The sequence below is a fragment of the Lentzea sp. NPDC102401 genome (assembly GCF_044765805.1).
Taxonomy (GTDB): Bacteria; Actinomycetota; Actinomycetes; order Mycobacteriales; family Pseudonocardiaceae; genus Lentzea; species Lentzea sokolovensis.
Map to the genome: position 1 here is coordinate 1 of NZ_JBIWKS010000016.1, position 15,697 is coordinate 15,697.

At 70.4% G+C, this 15,697-nt stretch carries 13 protein-coding genes; 9 read left to right on the forward strand and 4 right to left on the reverse strand.

The features are described 5' to 3' along the window. Positions 1-176: 176 nt before the first annotated feature. Positions 177-464, reverse strand: a complete 288-nt coding sequence (locus ACIRG5_RS40215; protein WP_030465012.1) for an Lrp/AsnC family transcriptional regulator — start codon at positions 462-464, stop codon at positions 177-179. Positions 465-723: 259 nt separating this feature from the next. Then, positions 724-2,424 (reverse strand): DEDD exonuclease domain-containing protein, encoded by a 1,701-nt coding sequence (locus tag ACIRG5_RS40220; RefSeq protein WP_402915165.1) that lies wholly within the window; start codon positions 2,422-2,424, stop codon positions 724-726. A 183-nt stretch (positions 2,425-2,607) separates the two neighbouring features. Here ACIRG5_RS40220 and ACIRG5_RS40225 point away from each other — a divergent pair, with 183 nt between their 5' ends. The 5 genes from ACIRG5_RS40225 (at position 2,608) to ACIRG5_RS40245 (ending at position 7,314) form a co-directional block, all read left to right on the forward strand. Beyond that, on the forward strand, positions 2,608-3,966 hold the full coding sequence (locus tag ACIRG5_RS40225; protein ID WP_402915606.1) for an NYN domain-containing protein: 1,359 nt from the start codon (positions 2,608-2,610) through the stop codon (positions 3,964-3,966). A 65-nt stretch (positions 3,967-4,031) separates the two neighbouring features. Then, positions 4,032-5,036 carry a C40 family peptidase gene (locus ACIRG5_RS40230; RefSeq protein WP_402915168.1) on the forward strand — a complete coding sequence of 335 codons (1,005 nt, stop codon included), beginning with the start codon at positions 4,032-4,034 and terminating at the stop codon, positions 5,034-5,036. A 10-nt stretch (positions 5,037-5,046) separates the two neighbouring features. Continuing rightward, the gene (locus ACIRG5_RS40235; protein ID WP_402915171.1) at positions 5,047-5,820 is read left to right on the forward strand and encodes a hypothetical protein; all 774 of its coding nucleotides are present in this window, start codon (positions 5,047-5,049) and stop codon (positions 5,818-5,820) included. Positions 5,821-5,830: 10 nt separating this feature from the next. Next, positions 5,831-6,934: a glycosyltransferase family 4 protein gene (locus tag ACIRG5_RS40240; protein ID WP_402915173.1), complete on the forward strand. Its 1,104-nt coding sequence runs from the start codon at positions 5,831-5,833 to the stop codon at positions 6,932-6,934. Between the two features lie 77 nt (positions 6,935-7,011). After that, a complete protein-coding gene (locus ACIRG5_RS40245; RefSeq protein ID WP_402915176.1) occupies positions 7,012-7,314 on the forward strand; it encodes a MerR family transcriptional regulator in 303 nt (100 codons plus the stop codon). A gap of 469 nt (positions 7,315-7,783) precedes the next feature. Here ACIRG5_RS40245 and ACIRG5_RS40250 read toward each other — a convergent pair whose 3' ends face one another. Together ACIRG5_RS40250 and ACIRG5_RS40255 are read right to left on the reverse strand one after the other, a co-directional pair. Beyond that, the gene (locus ACIRG5_RS40250; protein WP_402915177.1) at positions 7,784-10,651 is read right to left on the reverse strand and encodes a BTAD domain-containing putative transcriptional regulator; all 2,868 of its coding nucleotides are present in this window, start codon (positions 10,649-10,651) and stop codon (positions 7,784-7,786) included. Between the two features lie 249 nt (positions 10,652-10,900). Continuing rightward, positions 10,901-12,697, reverse strand: coding sequence for an AMP-dependent synthetase/ligase (locus tag ACIRG5_RS40255; RefSeq protein ID WP_402915179.1), 1,797 nt, complete (start codon positions 12,695-12,697; stop codon positions 10,901-10,903). Positions 12,698-12,795: 98 nt separating this feature from the next. On the opposite strand from ACIRG5_RS40255, the gene ACIRG5_RS40260 reads away from it, so the two are divergent. From ACIRG5_RS40260 to ACIRG5_RS40275, 4 genes are read left to right on the forward strand one after another with little or no spacing between them, the layout of a single operon-like run. Beyond that, positions 12,796-13,176: a polyketide cyclase / dehydrase and lipid transport gene (locus tag ACIRG5_RS40260; RefSeq protein WP_319978383.1), complete on the forward strand. Its 381-nt coding sequence runs from the start codon at positions 12,796-12,798 to the stop codon at positions 13,174-13,176. Between the two features lie 58 nt (positions 13,177-13,234). Continuing rightward, positions 13,235-14,023: a metallophosphoesterase gene (locus ACIRG5_RS40265; RefSeq protein WP_402915182.1), complete on the forward strand. Its 789-nt coding sequence runs from the start codon at positions 13,235-13,237 to the stop codon at positions 14,021-14,023. 23 nt (positions 14,024-14,046) lie between these two features. Further along, positions 14,047-14,487, forward strand: coding sequence for an SRPBCC family protein (locus ACIRG5_RS40270; RefSeq protein WP_093599897.1), 441 nt, complete (start codon positions 14,047-14,049; stop codon positions 14,485-14,487). After that, positions 14,484-15,692 carry an ArsA family ATPase gene (locus ACIRG5_RS40275; RefSeq protein WP_402915185.1) on the forward strand — a complete coding sequence of 403 codons (1,209 nt, stop codon included), beginning with the start codon at positions 14,484-14,486 and terminating at the stop codon, positions 15,690-15,692. The genes ACIRG5_RS40270 and ACIRG5_RS40275 overlap by 4 nt, the downstream gene beginning before the upstream one ends. Positions 15,693-15,697: the final 5 nt, after the last annotated feature.

A 15,697-nucleotide genomic window follows, 5' to 3' on the forward strand; every position in this document is an offset into this window, starting at 1 on the left:
GCCCTGGAGAACGCACGCGCGAAGAACCACGTGACCGAGGGCACCAGCGCCCAGGACACGGCCGGCGAGCTCGCGGGCAAGCCGTCCGACCCGAAGGCCTGACCTTCTCGGTCGTGAAGCACTGAAAAGCCCCCGTGAATCCTCACGGGGGCTTTTCGCTGTCTTGGCGGTTCGGGCTACTGGGCGTCGTCCAGGCCGATCGAGAACGCGGCCTCGTCGTCGCGCTTCGAGTAGCTGCGGAACGCGATGTGCGTGTCGGTGTTCAGCACACCGGCGACCTTGCTGATCTTGCCGGGCACCAGCGCGGCGAGGTCCTCGTGCTTGCTGACCCGCACCAGTGCGATCAGGTCCACGTCACCGGCACAGGAGTACACCTCGGTGACTCCGTCGATGTCGGCGATCTCCTGCGCGGCCTCGGGAATGCGTTCGGCGGCGGCCTGGATCAGCACGATGGCGGTGACCACGGCGTCCTCCTCGGGTCTGGGCTCCGGTGTCTCAAGCACCCGTAGTCTGCCCTACCGCCTGATCACCGGCGTGAGGACGTCGCCGGTCGTGGGACGCGAGCCGCGCTCACCTCACATGTGTCGCTTTGTCGACATCCCGACTGATATATCGGTTGTCGCTACCCTCGCTGACCTGCCCTTATCCGCCCTTATGCAAAAAACGTTTGCGGACGTCCGCAAACGTTTTTTGCATAAGGGTGTGCAACGGGGGCGTTCGGGGTCAGTTCCAGCGGTCGTGGATGGGGCGGGCGCTCGCGGCTTGTTCGGCCCACGGCACCCATGCCGCGGCGGCGCCGGCGGGGGAGGACCACGGCTCGTCGGCGTAGACGAGGCGGGTGCCCGGTTGGTCGAGCCAGCGCAGGACGACCCCGGCTTCTTCCGGCGGCGCGCCGCGCAGTGGGCCGGGGGTCGGGATGACCGTTTCGGCGGAGGCGACGAGTGCGTCGACGACCGGCATCGGGCGGGTGCCGCGGCGGGCGACTCCGGCGGAGGCCAAACGGCCGTAGCGCACGACGGAGAACTCCCAGCCGCCTTCGCGGTCCGGGCGGGCGGCCACCAGTTGGGGCAGGGCGGCGAGGGCGGCCAGTCGCTGGGCGCGATCCAGGGACCGGACCAGGCCCGCCAGGCGATCGCGGCGGCGGGCGGCCTCCTCGAAGCGCTCGGCTGACGCCAGGTCGTCGAGTTGGGTGACGAGAGTGCGTAACGGGTCCGCGCTGCGGCCGACGACCAGATCCTGCACGGCCACGACAGCGGGGGAGTACTCGTCGACGGACTGCCTGCCTGCGCAGGGCGCTTTGCAACGGTCGAGTTCGGCCAGCGCGCACGGGGAGGCTCGTTGGTTCGCCGCGGGGATCTTGATGGTGCACGAGCGCAGCGGGACGGCGTCGAGCAGCGCGTCCGCGACCGACTCGGCGGCCTTTCGAGTGCGGAACGGGCCCAGAGCGCCGTCTCGGGGGACCTTGACCAGCGAGATCCGCGGGAACGGCTCGTCGGTCAGGGTGAGCCACCAGGCGTGGTGGGGGTTCTTCGAGCGTCGGTTGTACGCGGGGCGGTGTGCGCGCAGGAGCCGTAGCTCGCGCACCTCGGCCTCCAGCGGGTGGGCGCACTCCACGGCGTCAACGCGCACCGCGAGCGCGACCATCTCGCGCAGCCTGCGGCGGCCTTCGCTGGCCGTGAAGTACTGGCGGACCCGGCGGCGCAGGTCTGACGCCGTGCCGACGTAGAGCACCTCCTCCTTCGGGCCGCGGAAGAGGTACACGCCCGGCGTGGACGGCAGGTGGGCGGCCAGGGAGCGTTTGCGGCGTTGTTCCGGCGTCACCTCCGGCAGGTACGCCAGCAGTTCCTCCAGGGAGTGCACGCCGACGTTGCCGACGCGTTCCAGCAGCGCGTGCAGCACCTCGACGGTTGTGCGGGCGTCGGCCAGCGCCCGGTGCGTCGGCTTGGTCTCCGTGTGGAACAGGTCCGAGAGCGCGGACAGGCGGCACGATGGTGCCTCGTCGCGGCTCAGCACTCGCCGTGCGAGCTTCACCGTGCACACGACCGACGGCTTCGGCCAGCGGTAGCCGTGCCGTTCGCAGGCGGCCTTCATGAAGCCGACGTCGAAGCCCGAGTTGTGCGCCACCAGCACCGCCCCGGCCGCGAACTCGAGGAACGCGGGCAGCACCGTCTTCATGGTCGGCGCGCCCGTCACCATGAGCTGCGTGATCCCGGTCAGCTGCGCGACCATCGGCGGGATGCCGCGTTCGGGGTCGACGAGGGTCGCGAACTCGCCGAGGATCTGGCCGCCGCGGACCTTCACCGCGCCGATCTCGGTGACGGCGTCCTCCTCGGCGCTGCCACCCGTCGTCTCCAGGTCGAAGACGACGAACGTCGTGTCGCGCAGGGGCGTCCCGAGCTCGTCGAAGGACAGTTGTCCGGTCACGTGGCCGACGTTAGCGACGGGGTCTGACAATTTTCGACGGTGATCCCCAGCGATGCCTTGACCTGCGGTTGCTCCGTTGGAGTGATCTTCGGGTGATCTTTTCCAGATCGTTGTTCCGAAGGGCGGACACGTCCGTGCGCTGCTCAAGCGCGAGGGCTCTAGCCTGATGGGGTGCCCGACCCGATGCCCGCGCCCGAGTTCGACCAGCCTGCCGACGAGGCAGGTGAGTCCGCAGAGGAATCCTCAGAGGAATCCACTGTGGACTGGTCGGCCCTGCCGGAGCCGTTGCGGGTGAGGCTCGCGGAACTCGGTGCCGACGCGCTGGGCGAGATGGCGAAGGTCGACGTGCCCCAGCACCTGCGTCCGGTGGCGAAGTTCGCCCCGACCAAACGTGCTCGTCTGGGCGGAACGCAGGTCGTCGCCGGATTGCGCGACTCGGCGAACTTCCGCACCGCCGTGATCGAGTGGCTGCGCAAGAACAGGCCGTCGACGCTGGAGGTGACCTCGCCGGATCCGGTGACGGCGGCCGCGGCGGCGGTGCTGACCGGGGACGACGTCGCGCTGCACTACGTGGAACTGGTCTCGCGACGGGTCGGCGACGCGACGCTGCGAGCCGAACGGGACGCAGCCGTCGCGCGCGTGGAACGGATGGAAAGCGAGCTGGAACGGCTGCGGGCCGAGCGCACCCAGCTCGACGGCGCCACCGAGCGCGTTCGCGCGGACGCCGAAGTCGAGCTGGAACGCCTGCGCAAGCGGTTGCGCGAGCAGGGCGTGAAGCTCCGGGAGGCCAAGGACGCCGCTGCGGCGGCGGCCGCCGAGGTCGACAAGATCCAGGTCCGCACCGCGGACGAGGTCAAGCGCCTGTCCGCCGAGCGCGACCGGGAACGGGAACGCGCCGAGACCGAGCGCGGCAAGGCGCAGCGGGCGATCGCCGACGCCGAGGTGGCGCGGCAGTCCGCGCGGGAGGCCCGGCAGGCCGACGAGGTGCGGCTCGCGTTGCTCGTGGACACCCTCGACGGCGCCGTCACGGGCCTGCGTCGTGAGCTGGCCCTGGGGGAAGGCACCGGGCCGCGCCCCGCCGACCTCGTGCGCGGCGCCAGCACGTCGCAGGGGGCCGTGGGACGGGTGGAGGACCCGGCGGCTCTGGACCGGCTGCTGGCGTTGCCCGCCGTGCATCTGGTGGTGGACGGCTACAACGTCACGAAGACCGGTTATCCGGAGCTGTCGCTGTCGGATCAACGCGATCGGCTCGTGCATCAGCTGGCGGTGCTCGCCGCGCGCACGGGTGCCGAGGTGACGTTGGTGTTCGACGGTGCCGGCGTGGTGGCGGTGCCCGCTGCGGCTCCTCGTGGCGTGCGCGTGCTCTTCAGCGATCCTGGTGTTCTGGCGGACGACGTCATTCGTGCGCTGGTCACCGCGGAGCCTGAGGGACGGCCCGTGGTGGTGGTGACGTCGGATCGCGCGGTCGCGGATTCGGTGCGTCGCCGCGGCGCGCACCCGGTGCCGTCCGCTGTGTTGCTGGCCCGTCTCGGGCGCGTTTGATCACCCGGTAGCCTGACGCCGTCGATCTTGACGGGCTTGTTCTGGCGAGGGGGATCGGCGACCTCATGTCGCGCAACTTCACCCGTGGTTTTGTGGTTCTCCTGCTGTTGCTGCCGGCGACTCCGGCCGTGTCTTCAGCCGCGCAGCCGGCTGATCCCGCGCGCGCGTACGCGGATCTGACGGCGCAGGCGACGAAGCTCAACGAGGAAGTCCTGCGCGCGCAGGAGGACCTCGTCCAGCGCAAGACCGAACTCGACCGCGCGACCGCGACAGTGGCGGCGGCGCAGCAGGTCGAACGGCAGGCCAAGCGCGACGAGGACGACTTCCAGGGGCAGGTCGACCTCATCGCCCAGGCGTCGTTCGAGGGTGCGCGTTTCAACCAGCTGTCGGCGCTGCTCGTGGCGGACTCGCAGCAGGACTTCCTGAACCGCCTCGAGATGATGCGGGTGCTGGCGGCCGACAACGCGGAGTCGCTCGCGCGGCTGTCCGGCGCGGTGGAGAAGGCCCGGCAGGCGCACCAGGTGGCGGAGAACGCGCGCGCCCGTGCCGCGGAGACCACCGCGGCGGCCGAGAAGCTGAAGAGCGACCTGGACGCCCGCAACCAGGCTTTGCAGGCGCAGATCACCGAGGTGCGGACGGCGTTGACGCGGCTGCCGGCCCCCGTCGTGACCCAGCTGCGTGATCCGGGGGATCGCTCTCAGGTCAGCGTGCCTTCCGGAGCGGCGGGCCTCGCGCTGAACTTCGCGCTGGGGCAGCGCGGGGACGAGTACGAGTACGGCAGGACCGGGCCTGACCGGTGGGACTGCGCCGGGCTGACGATGAAGGCCTATGCGGCGGCCGGGTTCACGATCCCACGCACGTCCGGCGGCCAGGCCGGGGTCGGACGCGCCGTGTCGCGTAGCGAGGTCCGTGCGGGCGATCTGATCGTCTACTACTCGAGCCGGTCGCACGTCGCCATGGCCGTCGACAACACGCGGGCGGTGCACGCCTCGACGGAGGGCCAGCCGGTGAAGATCGCACCGATCGACGCCATCGGGCCCATCGCGGTGATTCGGCGCATCGAGGGCTAGCGTTGCGCCGGTGAAGCACCTCCGGACGTTGCTGGCGGTCACCGTCGCCATGACGTTCCTGCTGGGCGTCAGCGTTGCACTACGGCCCGTTGAGTTGCAGCCGACCGCAACACCCCATTGCAATGAGGCCGTGCTGCCGGCTGCGTCAGGCACCGTGACCAGCAGTTCTTGCGATGGTGCGCTGGCGTCGCGGGTGTCGGGGTCGTTGGACTCCTCGGTGCGCGAGGTTGCCGATATATTGGATATCAGCTGGGGTCGGCGGGTCGACGTCGTCGTTCCGGCCACGGACAGCGAACTGGTGTCGCTCGTCGGACCGGCGTTCGCGGACATGGCCGGAATCGCCATCCGGGACAGCGACGGTTCCGGGCAGCGCGTCGTCATCAACCGGGTGCGGGCATCGGCGTTGTCGGACCTGGAGTTGCGCGTGCTGCTGCGGCACGAGATCACGCACGTCGCGACGCGGGACCTGACCTCGGACTCGGCTCCGCTGTGGCTGGTGGAGGGGTTCGCGGACTGGGTGGCGTTCCACGGCACGGGGTTGTCGCTTCGCCAGGCCGCGCCGCTGCTCACGCCGGACGTCTCGGCGTTGCCGGTGGACTTCGGCGGTTCCGGCCGTGACCTGGCCTATCAGCAGGCGTACTCGATCATGGTGTACCTGGAGTCGCGCCTGGGGGAGCGAGGTGTCGTGGACTTCTTCCTGCGACACGCGTCGTTGTCTTCTGTGGACCCGAGCGTCGTCGACGTGGCGGGTTGGCGTGAGTTCCTGAGAACGAGCATCGGATAGCGTTGAGTTCGTGCGCCGAACCTTGCTGGTGACCAACGACTTCCCGCCCCGCCCCGGTGGCATCCAGTCCTACCTGCACGCTTTGGCGACACGACTGCCCGCGGACTCACTCGTCGTGTACGCGCCGAAGTGGAAGGGCGCGGAGGAGTTCGACGCCGAGCAGCCGTTCCCGGTGGTGCGGCACCCGACGTCGTTGATGCTGCCGACGCCCGACGTCCTCGCCCGTGCCCGCGACATCGCCCGCGCCGAGTCGTGTGAGGCCGCGTGGTTCGGGGCAGCGGCACCGCTGGCGTTGCTCGCGCCGTCGCTGGGGCTCAGTCGCGCGGTGGCGTGCACGCACGGGCACGAGGTCGGCTGGTCGATGCTGCCGGTGGCGCGGCAGGCGTTGCGGGCCATCGGGTCCGGAGTGGACGTCGTGACCTACGTCAGCCGCTACACCCGCTCGCGGTTCGCGGCGGCGTTCGGGCCGATGGCGGCGCTCGAACACCTTCCCTCCGGCGTGGACACCGAGCTGTACCGCCCGGATCCCGCCGCGCGCGCCGAGATCCGCCGCCGGTACGGGCTGGGCGACCGGCCGGTGATCGTCTGCGTGTCGCGCCTGGTGCCGCGCAAGGGGCAGGACGTCCTGATCCGCGCGCTGCCGCTGATCCAGCGGACGGTGCCGGACGCCGCTCTGCTGATCGTCGGCGGCGGGCCGTACCGGGGGACGCTGGAGAAGCTGGCCGCCGGTTCGCGGGACGTCGTGCTGACCGGCTCGGTGCCGTGGGAGGAACTGCCCGCGCACTACAACGCCGGCGACGTGTTCGCGATGCCGTGCCGCACCCGCGGCCGAGGCCTCGACGTCGAAGGTCTCGGCATCGTCTACCTGGAAGCCTCGGCGACCGGGCTGCCCGTGGTGGCCGGACGGTCCGGCGGTGCTCCGGAGACCGTGCGCGACGGCATCACCGGCAACGTCGTCGACGGCCGCGACGTCGAGAACGTCGCCGAGCGGGTCGCCTCGTTGCTCGCCGATCCCGAGACGGCGGCCAAGATGGGGCGCACGGGCCGGGAATGGGTCAGCGACCACTGGCGCTGGGACCAGCTCGCACACCGCCTGGAAAACCTCATCGGCTGACCGATATCCGATATATCGCACCGGGATCCGCTCGGCCGGCTTGACCTTCCAGCGGGTGGGAGGTGCGGGTTGACGGCATGGACGACGAGACGGACCGCTACACGATCGGAGAGCTGGCTCGCCGCACCGGGCTGCCGGCGCGCACGATCCGGTTCTGGTCCGACAGCGGAGTGGTGCCGCCCCTGGAACGGAACTCGGGTGGCTACCGCATCTACGGCGCCGACGCGGTCGGCCGCCTGCACCTGGTCCGGACACTGCGTGAACTCGGCCTAGGGCTGGACGAGGTGCGGAAGGTGGTCGACCGGCGGTCCACGCTGGCCGAGATCGCCGCGGTCCGCGTCGAAGCGCTCGACACCCGGATCCGGATGCGTCACCGATGAGGACGCTCTCGTCATCGCCGGTTTCATGCGGGAGATGCCGCCACAGTTGCCGGTCGACCCGACCTCCACACAGGTGGACGCCTGGATAGAGCTCGCGGAGCTCGTTTCCGACGATGACTTCCAACGCACCGTGCAACTGCTGGTGCTCCGTGGCGAGTCCGGCAACCGCATCGAGTTCGGCCTCGATATCCGGCCACTCGTTCTCAAGCACGCGGGCCCGGCAGCCGAGAAGAAGATCGCACCGGAGTCCGACACCGGCCGTGCGATCCTCGATCGCATCGTGCCCGCCGATCTCGACGAGAGCGAGTCACGGGCATTGCTCGACTGGCTGGACGCGGTGGCCGAACCCCGCGTCGAACGCTACTGGGAACTGCTGAGCTCGATCAACGACCGCACACCGGCCCCGCCCAGCGTGCCTGCCTTCACCTGGCTCGCCGCCGCGCTGCGCGCACACCGGGAGCCGCCGGGGTCAGGCGAGTTCGCGGGCCCGGTTCTCCAGGGCGCGCAATCCCAGCTCGGCGCCGCGCCGCGCGGCCTGCTCGGCGGCCGATCGGGAGTCGGCGTCGCGGTCGAGGTCCCGCAGCACCACGGCGAGGTCGATCAGCGCGCGGACCTCTCCTGAGGCGTAGCCGATGCGCCGGGCCGTCGCGAGGGCCTGTTCGAACAGGCCGGCGGCGGTGTCGAGGTCGGACAGGGCGCGGCGGATCTCGCCGAGCGTGATCCGGGTCGTGGTCGCGACCTGCTGGTCGCCGCCGTCCGCGACCAGAGCCAGGGCGCGCGAGGCCAGGGACAGGGCCGCTTCGGCGTTGCCGGAGGCGAGTTCCAGGGCGGCGAGGTTCTCCAGGGCCTCGGCCTCGCCGGCGGGGACGTTGCCGATCTCCAGGGCGCGGTCGAGGTGGGCGCGGGCCTCGTCCAGGCGGCCCTGCAGGCGCAGGGCCATGCCGAGGTAGGTGTGGCTGTCCGCGTTCGGCGCCAGGGCCAGCGCCTGCGAGAAGTGCTCGACGGCGCCGTCGATCTCGCCGAGTTCCACGGCGAGCTGGCCGAGGTTGTACAGGCCGGTGCTGACGCTGTCCGCCGGGGCCGAGCGCAGCATCTCCAGGCAGCGGAGCAGTGCGTCCTTCGCTGCGGCCAGGTCTCCGGAGCGGCGGTGCACGAGGCTGAGGTTGTTCAGCACGCTCGCCTCGGCGTCCTTGTCGCCCAGCGCCCGGTACAACTCGATGGCGTGGTCGTGGTGCTCGACGGAGCGCGCGAACTCGCCCAGCCGCAGGTAGAGGGTGCCGAGGTTCGCGTGCATCGCGGCCTCGGCCGGGCGGTGCGCGGACTTCTGGGCGGCCTGCAGGCCGTGGTGCGCCGTCGCGAGCCATTCGCCGACGTGCTGGCCGATCCACAGGTAGCCGCGCAGCGCGTCGGCCAGCTGCCAGGGCATCTCCGCTGGGCCGTGCTCGGCCGCGTGCCGGATGGCGGCGATCAGGTTCGGGCGTTCCGCGTCGAGCCACGCCAGTGCCTCGGCGGAGGTCGAGATCCGCGGCGCCGGGCCCGAGGCCGACGACGGCAGCCGCACGATTCCGGGATAGAGCAGTTCGGCGCAGCGTTCGACGCCGCGCAGGTAGTGGTCGAGCAGCGCCGTCCACGACGCCTGCTGTTCGAACGGGCTGTCCGACTCTTCGCGCAACGCGGCGGCGTAGCGGACCAGTTCGTCGTGGAACCGGTAGCGACCGGGCACCGCCCGCACGACCAGACGCGCGATCGCCAGCACCGTCAGCAGCCCCTCGGCGTCCACGTCGGCCAGCGCGGACGCCGCCTCCGCCGTGAAGTCCGGTCCCGGCACCAGCGACAGCAGCCGGAACAACCGCTGCGGCGCGGGAGGCAGCGCGGCGTAGGCGAGCTCGATCGGCGAGCCGGAGATCGTCACGTCGTCCCGCCCGGCCAGGTACGCCGCCGCCACCCGCAACGCCAGCGGCAGGTGCCCGCACCGCGACGCCAGCTCCGCGTGGTCACCGGGCCCGAGCAGCTTCTCCAGCAGCGACGCCGACTCCGCCGCAGAGAACACGTCCACCGGCACGGTCCGCGCGCCGTTCATCGCGATCAGCCCGCGCAGGTCGTCCCGCGACGTCACGATCACCCGGCACGACGCCGTCCCCGGCAGCAGCGGGCGCACCTGGTCGGGCGCGGAGGCGTTGTCCAGCAGCAGCAACATCCGGCGGCCCGACAGCAACGACCGCAGCATCGTGCTCTGCTCGTCGGCGTCCGGCGGGATCTCGTCCGGCGGCACGCCCAGCGCCCGCAGGAACCGCGACAGCACGTCCATTCCGTCCGCGGGCGCGCCCAGCGCATACCCGCGCAGGTCGACGTAGAGCTGCCCGTCTGGGAACTGGTCCCGCAGCAGATGCGCCACGCGCACGGCCAGCGTCGTCTTGCCCACCCCCGGCTGCCCCGCCAGCGTCACGATCGGCACCGACCCGCCCGCGATCAGCCCGGAGATCCGCTCCACGTGCCAGGACCGCCCGGTGAAGTCCGCGATGTCGTCCGGCAACCGCATGGGCGACGCCGGCGCGCGTTCCGGCTCCCGAGCCACCACCGGCGCCGCCAGCTCCCGGGACCCCTTCAGGATCGCCTGGTGCAACGCCCGCAGCTCGGCGGACGGATCGATGCCCAGCTGGTCGTCCAGAGTCCGGTCGAGCTGCCGGAACGCTTCCAGCGCCTCCGCCTGCCTGCTGCAGCGGTACAGCGCGAGCATCAGCTGCGCCCAGAACCGCTCCCGCAACGGGTGGTCCCGTGTCAGCGCGAACAGCTCCGGCACCAGGTCCGCGTGGTTGCTCAACGCGAGTTCCACGTCGATCCGCTGCTCGTGCACCGTCATCAGCAGCTCGTTCAGCCGCGGCGCGTGCTCCGAGTACAACGTCTCCGAAGGCACGTCCGACAGCACCGGCCCGCACCACAGCTCCAACGCCTCGGCAAACGCTTTCCGCGCTGTGACCAGGTTTTCCGACGCCGCCGCCGCACGTCCGCGAGCCGCGGCGTCCGCGAACCGATGCGCGTCCACGGCCAGCGGGTCGACCAGCATCCGATAGCCGTCGGCGGCCGTCTGGATCAACGACGGATCGCCCAGCGCCGCCCGCAGCCGCATCACGTACGTCTGCAACGTCCCACGCGTGCGCGCAGGCGGTGTGTCCCCCCACACGTGCTCGACGAGTTCCGTCACGGGAACCACGCGGTTCGGCCGCAGCAGCAACGCCGCCAGCAACGCCCTGTGCTTGCCCGCGCGCAACACGACAGCGGAGCCGGCCAGGCGCACCTCCATCGGGCCGAGCAGCCGGAACTGCGGACCCGAAGCCATCGCCAACCCCTCGTGCGCGCCAGATGATCCCCGTCTGACTCACAGCCTATTAGCGCGCTGTCGCCAAGTGACATCGGCGCGTCAGCGATACGTCAGCGCCGTACGGCAATCTTCTTCATGTCCCGGTCGGGGGGCCGGGGCAACAAACTTCTCGGGTTCCGCGGAAAGTTCGCGGATCACGATCGCTGGGGGTCGAAAGGCCCAGGAGCACTCTCTGGCTCCTGGGCCTTTCGCGCATTTGACCTGCGGTTACTTCGCGTAGATGGCGTCGATGTCGGACGAGTAGGTCGTCGCCACGACAGAGCGCTTCAGCTTCAGCGACGGCGTCATCTCGCCACCGGCCTCGGTGAAGTCCACCGGCAGCACCCGGAACTTGCGGATCGCCTCGGCCTTGGACACCGTCTTGTTCGCGTCGTCCACCACGGCCTGGATCTCGGCCAGCAGGTCCGCGTCCTCGATCAGATCGGGAACCTCGGCCGACGCCGGCTTGCCGTGCGACTCCTTCCACGACGGGAAGAACTCCGGGTCGATCGTGATCAGCGCGCCGATGAACGGCTGCTTGTCGCCGACGACCATGCACTGCGAGATGAGCGGGTGCGCCCGGATCCGGTCCTCGAGCTGCGCGGGGGAGACGTTCTTGCCACCGGCGGTGACGATGATCTCCTTCTTGCGGCCCGTGATCTTCAGGAACCCGTCGGTGTCGAGCTCGCCGATGTCACCGGTGTGGAACCAGCCGTCCTCCAGGGCCTCCTTGGTGGCGGCCTCGTTGTTCCAGTAGCCGGTGAAGACGATCTCGCCCTTGATGAGGATCTCGCCGTCCTCGGCGATCTTCACCGACGTGCCGGGCACCGGCAGGCCGACCGTGCCGACCTTCTCCTGGCCGCGGAACGTCACGCACGCCGCCGCCGACGTCTCGGTCAGGCCGTAGCCCTCGTAGACCGGGATGCCCGCACCGCGGAAGAAGTGCGACAGCCGGTCACCCAGCGGCGCGCCACCGGAGACCGCCGCGATCGCGCGGCCACCGAGGGCGGCACGCAGCTTCGCGAACACCAGCTTGTCGAACACCGCGTGCTTGATCCGCAGGCCGAGGCCGGGACCACCGTTGTCGAGCGCGGAGCTGTAGGCGACCGACGTCGCCTCGGCGGCGTCGAAGATCTTGCCCTTGCCGCCGGCGTGCGCCTTCTGCTTCGCGCCGTTGTAGACCTTTTCGAACACCCGCGGCACCGCGACGACGAAGGTCGGGCGGAACTGGCCGAGGTCCTCGACGAGGTTCTTCACGTCGGCGGTGTGGCCCACGGTCACCCGCGAGTACACGCACGCCAGCGCCAGAGCACGCGCCAGGATGTGCGCCAGCGGCAGGAACAGCAGCAGCGAGTTGCCCGCGGTGAGGATCTCGGGGAACCGCGACAGCGCCGAACGCACCTCGGACAGCAGGTTGCGGTGCGTCAGCGTGCAGCCCTTGGGACGGCCGGTGGTACCGGAGGTGTAGACCAGCGTCGCCGTCTGGTCGGCCTTCGCCTGCCCGCGACGCTCGTGCACCTGCTCGTCGGTGATCTCGGCGCCGAGCGCGGTCAGCTCGTCGACCGCGGCCGCCGCACCGTCGATCTGCCACACGTGGCGCAGTTCGGGCAGCGTGCCGACGACCTCGTCGACCATCGCGCGGTGCGATGGCGCCTCGACGAACACCGCCTTCGCGCCGGAGTCGGACAGGATCCACTCGATCTGGTCCGCCGACGACGTCTCGTAGATGGGCACCACGACGCCGCCCGCCGCCCAGATGGCGAAGTCGAGCAACGACCACTCGTAGCGGGTCTTGGAGACCAAACCGACCCGGTCGCCCAGTTCGACACCGGCCGCGACCATGCCCTTGGCGACTGCCATCACCTGCGCGGCGAAGTCACGCGCGGTGATGTCGATCCAGGTGCCGTCGACCTGCCTGCGGAAGCTGACGGCGTTGCCGAAGCGCTCCGCGTTGGCCCACACCATGTCGGTGAGGTTCTCCTCCGGAGCCACAGCGGCGGTGGCGGGGACGCTGAACTCGCGCACGTCAACCTCCGTACGGTGAAATGTTACTGGTGGGGAAACTTAGCGTGTGATTCCGGCGATACAAAGGTCGGTACGCCCTTCCGTTACCTTTTGTCCTCATGGCCAGCGTGGACGTCGTCGACGAGACTTTCCTCGCGGTACCACCCAGCGTGGTCGCCGCCGCCTTTGCCTCGCCCTCGTCGTGGCGGGCTTTCTGGCCTGATCTCGAACTGGACGTGTACGCCGACAGGGGCGAAGAGGGGCTGCGCTGGACCGTGGGCGGCGCACTCGTCGGCACGATGGAGGTCTGGCTCGAACCTATGCTCGACGGCACCGTGTTGCACTACTTCCTCCGCGCTGATTCTCCCGCCGGTTCGCTCACACCGCGCAACGCCCGCCGCGAGGTGCAACGCCGTCAGCTCGACGCGAAATCCGTCGCACTGGGGCTCAAGCTGACTCTGGAGGACGGTCGTCCGGCCGGCTGCCCGCCGGCAGGGTGATCTTGCTTGACGCGCGTCTCACAGAACACCCCCATGCGGCGTCAACTAAGTTGGAACCGTGCGGGTTCACGTGGTCTCGGATGTGCACGGCAACGCTGAGGCGCTGGCGCGTGCCGGCGACGGGGCGGACGCTCTCGTCGTGCTCGGCGACCTGATCGACTTCGTCGACTACTACGACCACTCCAAGGGGATCCTCGGCCGCGTCTTCGGCGCGGAGAAGGTCGGGATCTTCGCCGAACTGAGACGCGGCACCAGGCGCGCGGACACGGCGAGCTACATCCGATCGCTGTGGGACGGACTCGCCGACGCCCGTTCCGTCGTGGAAGAAGCGGTGCTGGAGCAGTACCACGCGTTGTTCAGCGCCATGTCCGCGCCGACGTACGCGACACCGGGCAATGTGGACAGTCCGCACCTGTGGCCGCAGTTCGCCCGGGACGGCGTGCACGTGCTCGACGGCGAGGCCGCGGAGATCGGCGGGCTGAGGTTCGGCTTCGCGGGCGGCGGGCTGATGGTGCCCGGACTGGTCCGCAACCCCAACGCGCCGTGGTTCCCGTACCTGCGGACGGAGGCCGACATGGCGGCCGCGCTGGAGCGGATCGGCCAGGTCGACGTGCTGTGCACGCACATACCGCCGCTCGTGCCGGAACTGACCTACGACGTCGTCGCGCGCCGTCCCGAATGGGGATCGCGGGCCGCGCTGGACAAGATCGTGCGCGAGCGTCCGCGCTGGTCGGTGTTCGGGCACGTGCACCAGCCCTTGGCCAGGCGCGTGCGCGTCGGCTACACCGAGTGCGTCAACGTCGGGCACTTCCAGCGCAGCGGCAAGCCTCACGTCCTCAACTGGTAAAGACGCGAGTAACCTCCTCACACATGGCCGACGAGTCCACTCAGTCCATCGTCATCGACGCTCCGCCTGAGAAGATCATGGCGATCATCGCGGACTTCCCGTCGTACCCGGACTGGGCGAACGGGATGAAGGAAGTCGAGGTCCTCGACTCCCGCGACGACGGCCGTGCCGAGCAGGTGCGGTTCGCGATCGACCAGGGTCCCGTGAAGGACGAGTACACCCTGAAGTACGACTGGGCCGCCGACGGTCTGTCGGTGAAGTGGCAGCTCGTCAAGGGCACCATGCAGAAGGCGCAGCAGGGCAGCTACGTGCTGGCGCCGTCCGGTACCGGCACCAAGGTCACCTACACGCTGTCGGTGCAGCTGGTGATCCCGATGATCGGGCTGTTCCGCCGCAAGGCCGAGAAGCTGATCCTCGACACCGCGCTCAAGGAACTCAAGAAGCGCGCGGAGAAGGCGGCTTGAGCCGGGTCCTGCTCTTCACCGGCAAGGGCGGGGTCGGCAAGACGACGCTGTCGGCCGCGACGGCCGCCTCGCTGGCCGCGCACGGCCGCAAGGCGCTCGTGGTCTCCACCGATCCCGCGCACTCGCTGGGGGACGCGCTCGACGTGCGTCTCGGTGCCGAACCGTCCGAAGTGGACGGATCGGATGGCTTGTTCGCCTGCCAGATCGACCCTCGCGGTCTCGTCGACGAGGCCTGGGGTGATCTGCGCGGGCACCTGCGGACCGTGCTGGCCGGCGCCGGTGTCGACGAGCTCGACGCCGAGGAACTGACCGTGCTTCCCGGTGTCGAGGAACTCCTCGCGCTGGCGGAGGTGCGGCGGCTCGCGTCGTCCGGGCCGTGGGAGGTCGTGGTCGTCGACTGCGGGCCGACCGCGGAGACGTTGCGGCTGCTGTCGCTGCCCGAAGCGTTCGCCGGCTACCTCGAACGGCTCTTCCCGACGCACCGGCGCGTGGTCCGCGGGCTTCTCGCGGGCGTCGCCGGCACCGGGACCGTCGAGAAGTGGGACGCGACGGCCGACGCGCTGAGCCGGCTCGCCGAGCGGCTGGACGCGTTGCGTTCGATGCTCACGGACTCGTCGTCGTGCTCGGTGCGGCTGGTGCTGACGCCGGAACGCGTCGTCGCCGCCGAGACCCGCCGCACGCTGACCGCGTTGGCGTTGCAGGGAATCCGGGTCGACAGCGTGATCGCGAACCGGCTGGTGCCCTCGCCGGGTGCCGCGCGCGGTGCCGCTGCCTCGTGGCTGCGCACGCGTCGCCACGAGCAGGACGCGGTGCTGGCCGAGCTGACCGGGATCGGTGAGATCCGCACGGTCGACCACCGCGCGTCGGAGCCCGTGGGCGTTTCGGCGCTGCTGGAGGTCGCCGAGCAGCTGTACGGCGACTCGGACCCGTTGCCGGGCGCCGCGGTCTCGGAGTCGTTGCTGGAGGTGTCGGGCAGCGGTCGCGGGCTCGACGCCCGATATTCGTTGCGGATCGCTTTGCCGCTGGCCGACGACACGGAGCTGGACCTCGCGCGCGTGGGCGACGACCTGGCGCTGACCATTGACGGCCGGCGTCGGCTCGTGGCGCTGCCGTCGTTGCTGAGGCGCTGCATCGTCACCGGTGCGGAGATGGACTCGGGTGGCGTGACGGTGGGGTTCCGCCCGGACCCTTCCCTCTGGCGCTGATCAGG

Bases quoted from the DNA above. Each gene is read 5' to 3' on its own strand.
- ACIRG5_RS40225 (WP_402915606.1), top strand. From the start codon at position 2,608: ATGCCCGCGCCCGAGTTCGACCAGCCTGCCGACGAGGCAGGTGAGTCC.
- ACIRG5_RS40230 (WP_402915168.1), top strand. From the start codon at position 4,032: ATGTCGCGCAACTTCACCCGTGGTTTTGTGGTTCTCCTGCTGTTGCTG.
- ACIRG5_RS40245 (WP_402915176.1), top strand. From the start codon at position 7,012: ATGGACGACGAGACGGACCGCTACACGATCGGAGAGCTGGCTCGCCGC.
- ACIRG5_RS40250 (WP_402915177.1), bottom strand. From the start codon at position 10,651: ATGGCTTCGGGTCCGCAGTTCCGGCTGCTCGGCCCGATGGAGGTGCGC.
- ACIRG5_RS40260 (WP_319978383.1), top strand. From the start codon at position 12,796: ATGGCCAGCGTGGACGTCGTCGACGAGACTTTCCTCGCGGTACCACCC.
- ACIRG5_RS40270 (WP_093599897.1), top strand. From the start codon at position 14,047: ATGGCCGACGAGTCCACTCAGTCCATCGTCATCGACGCTCCGCCTGAG.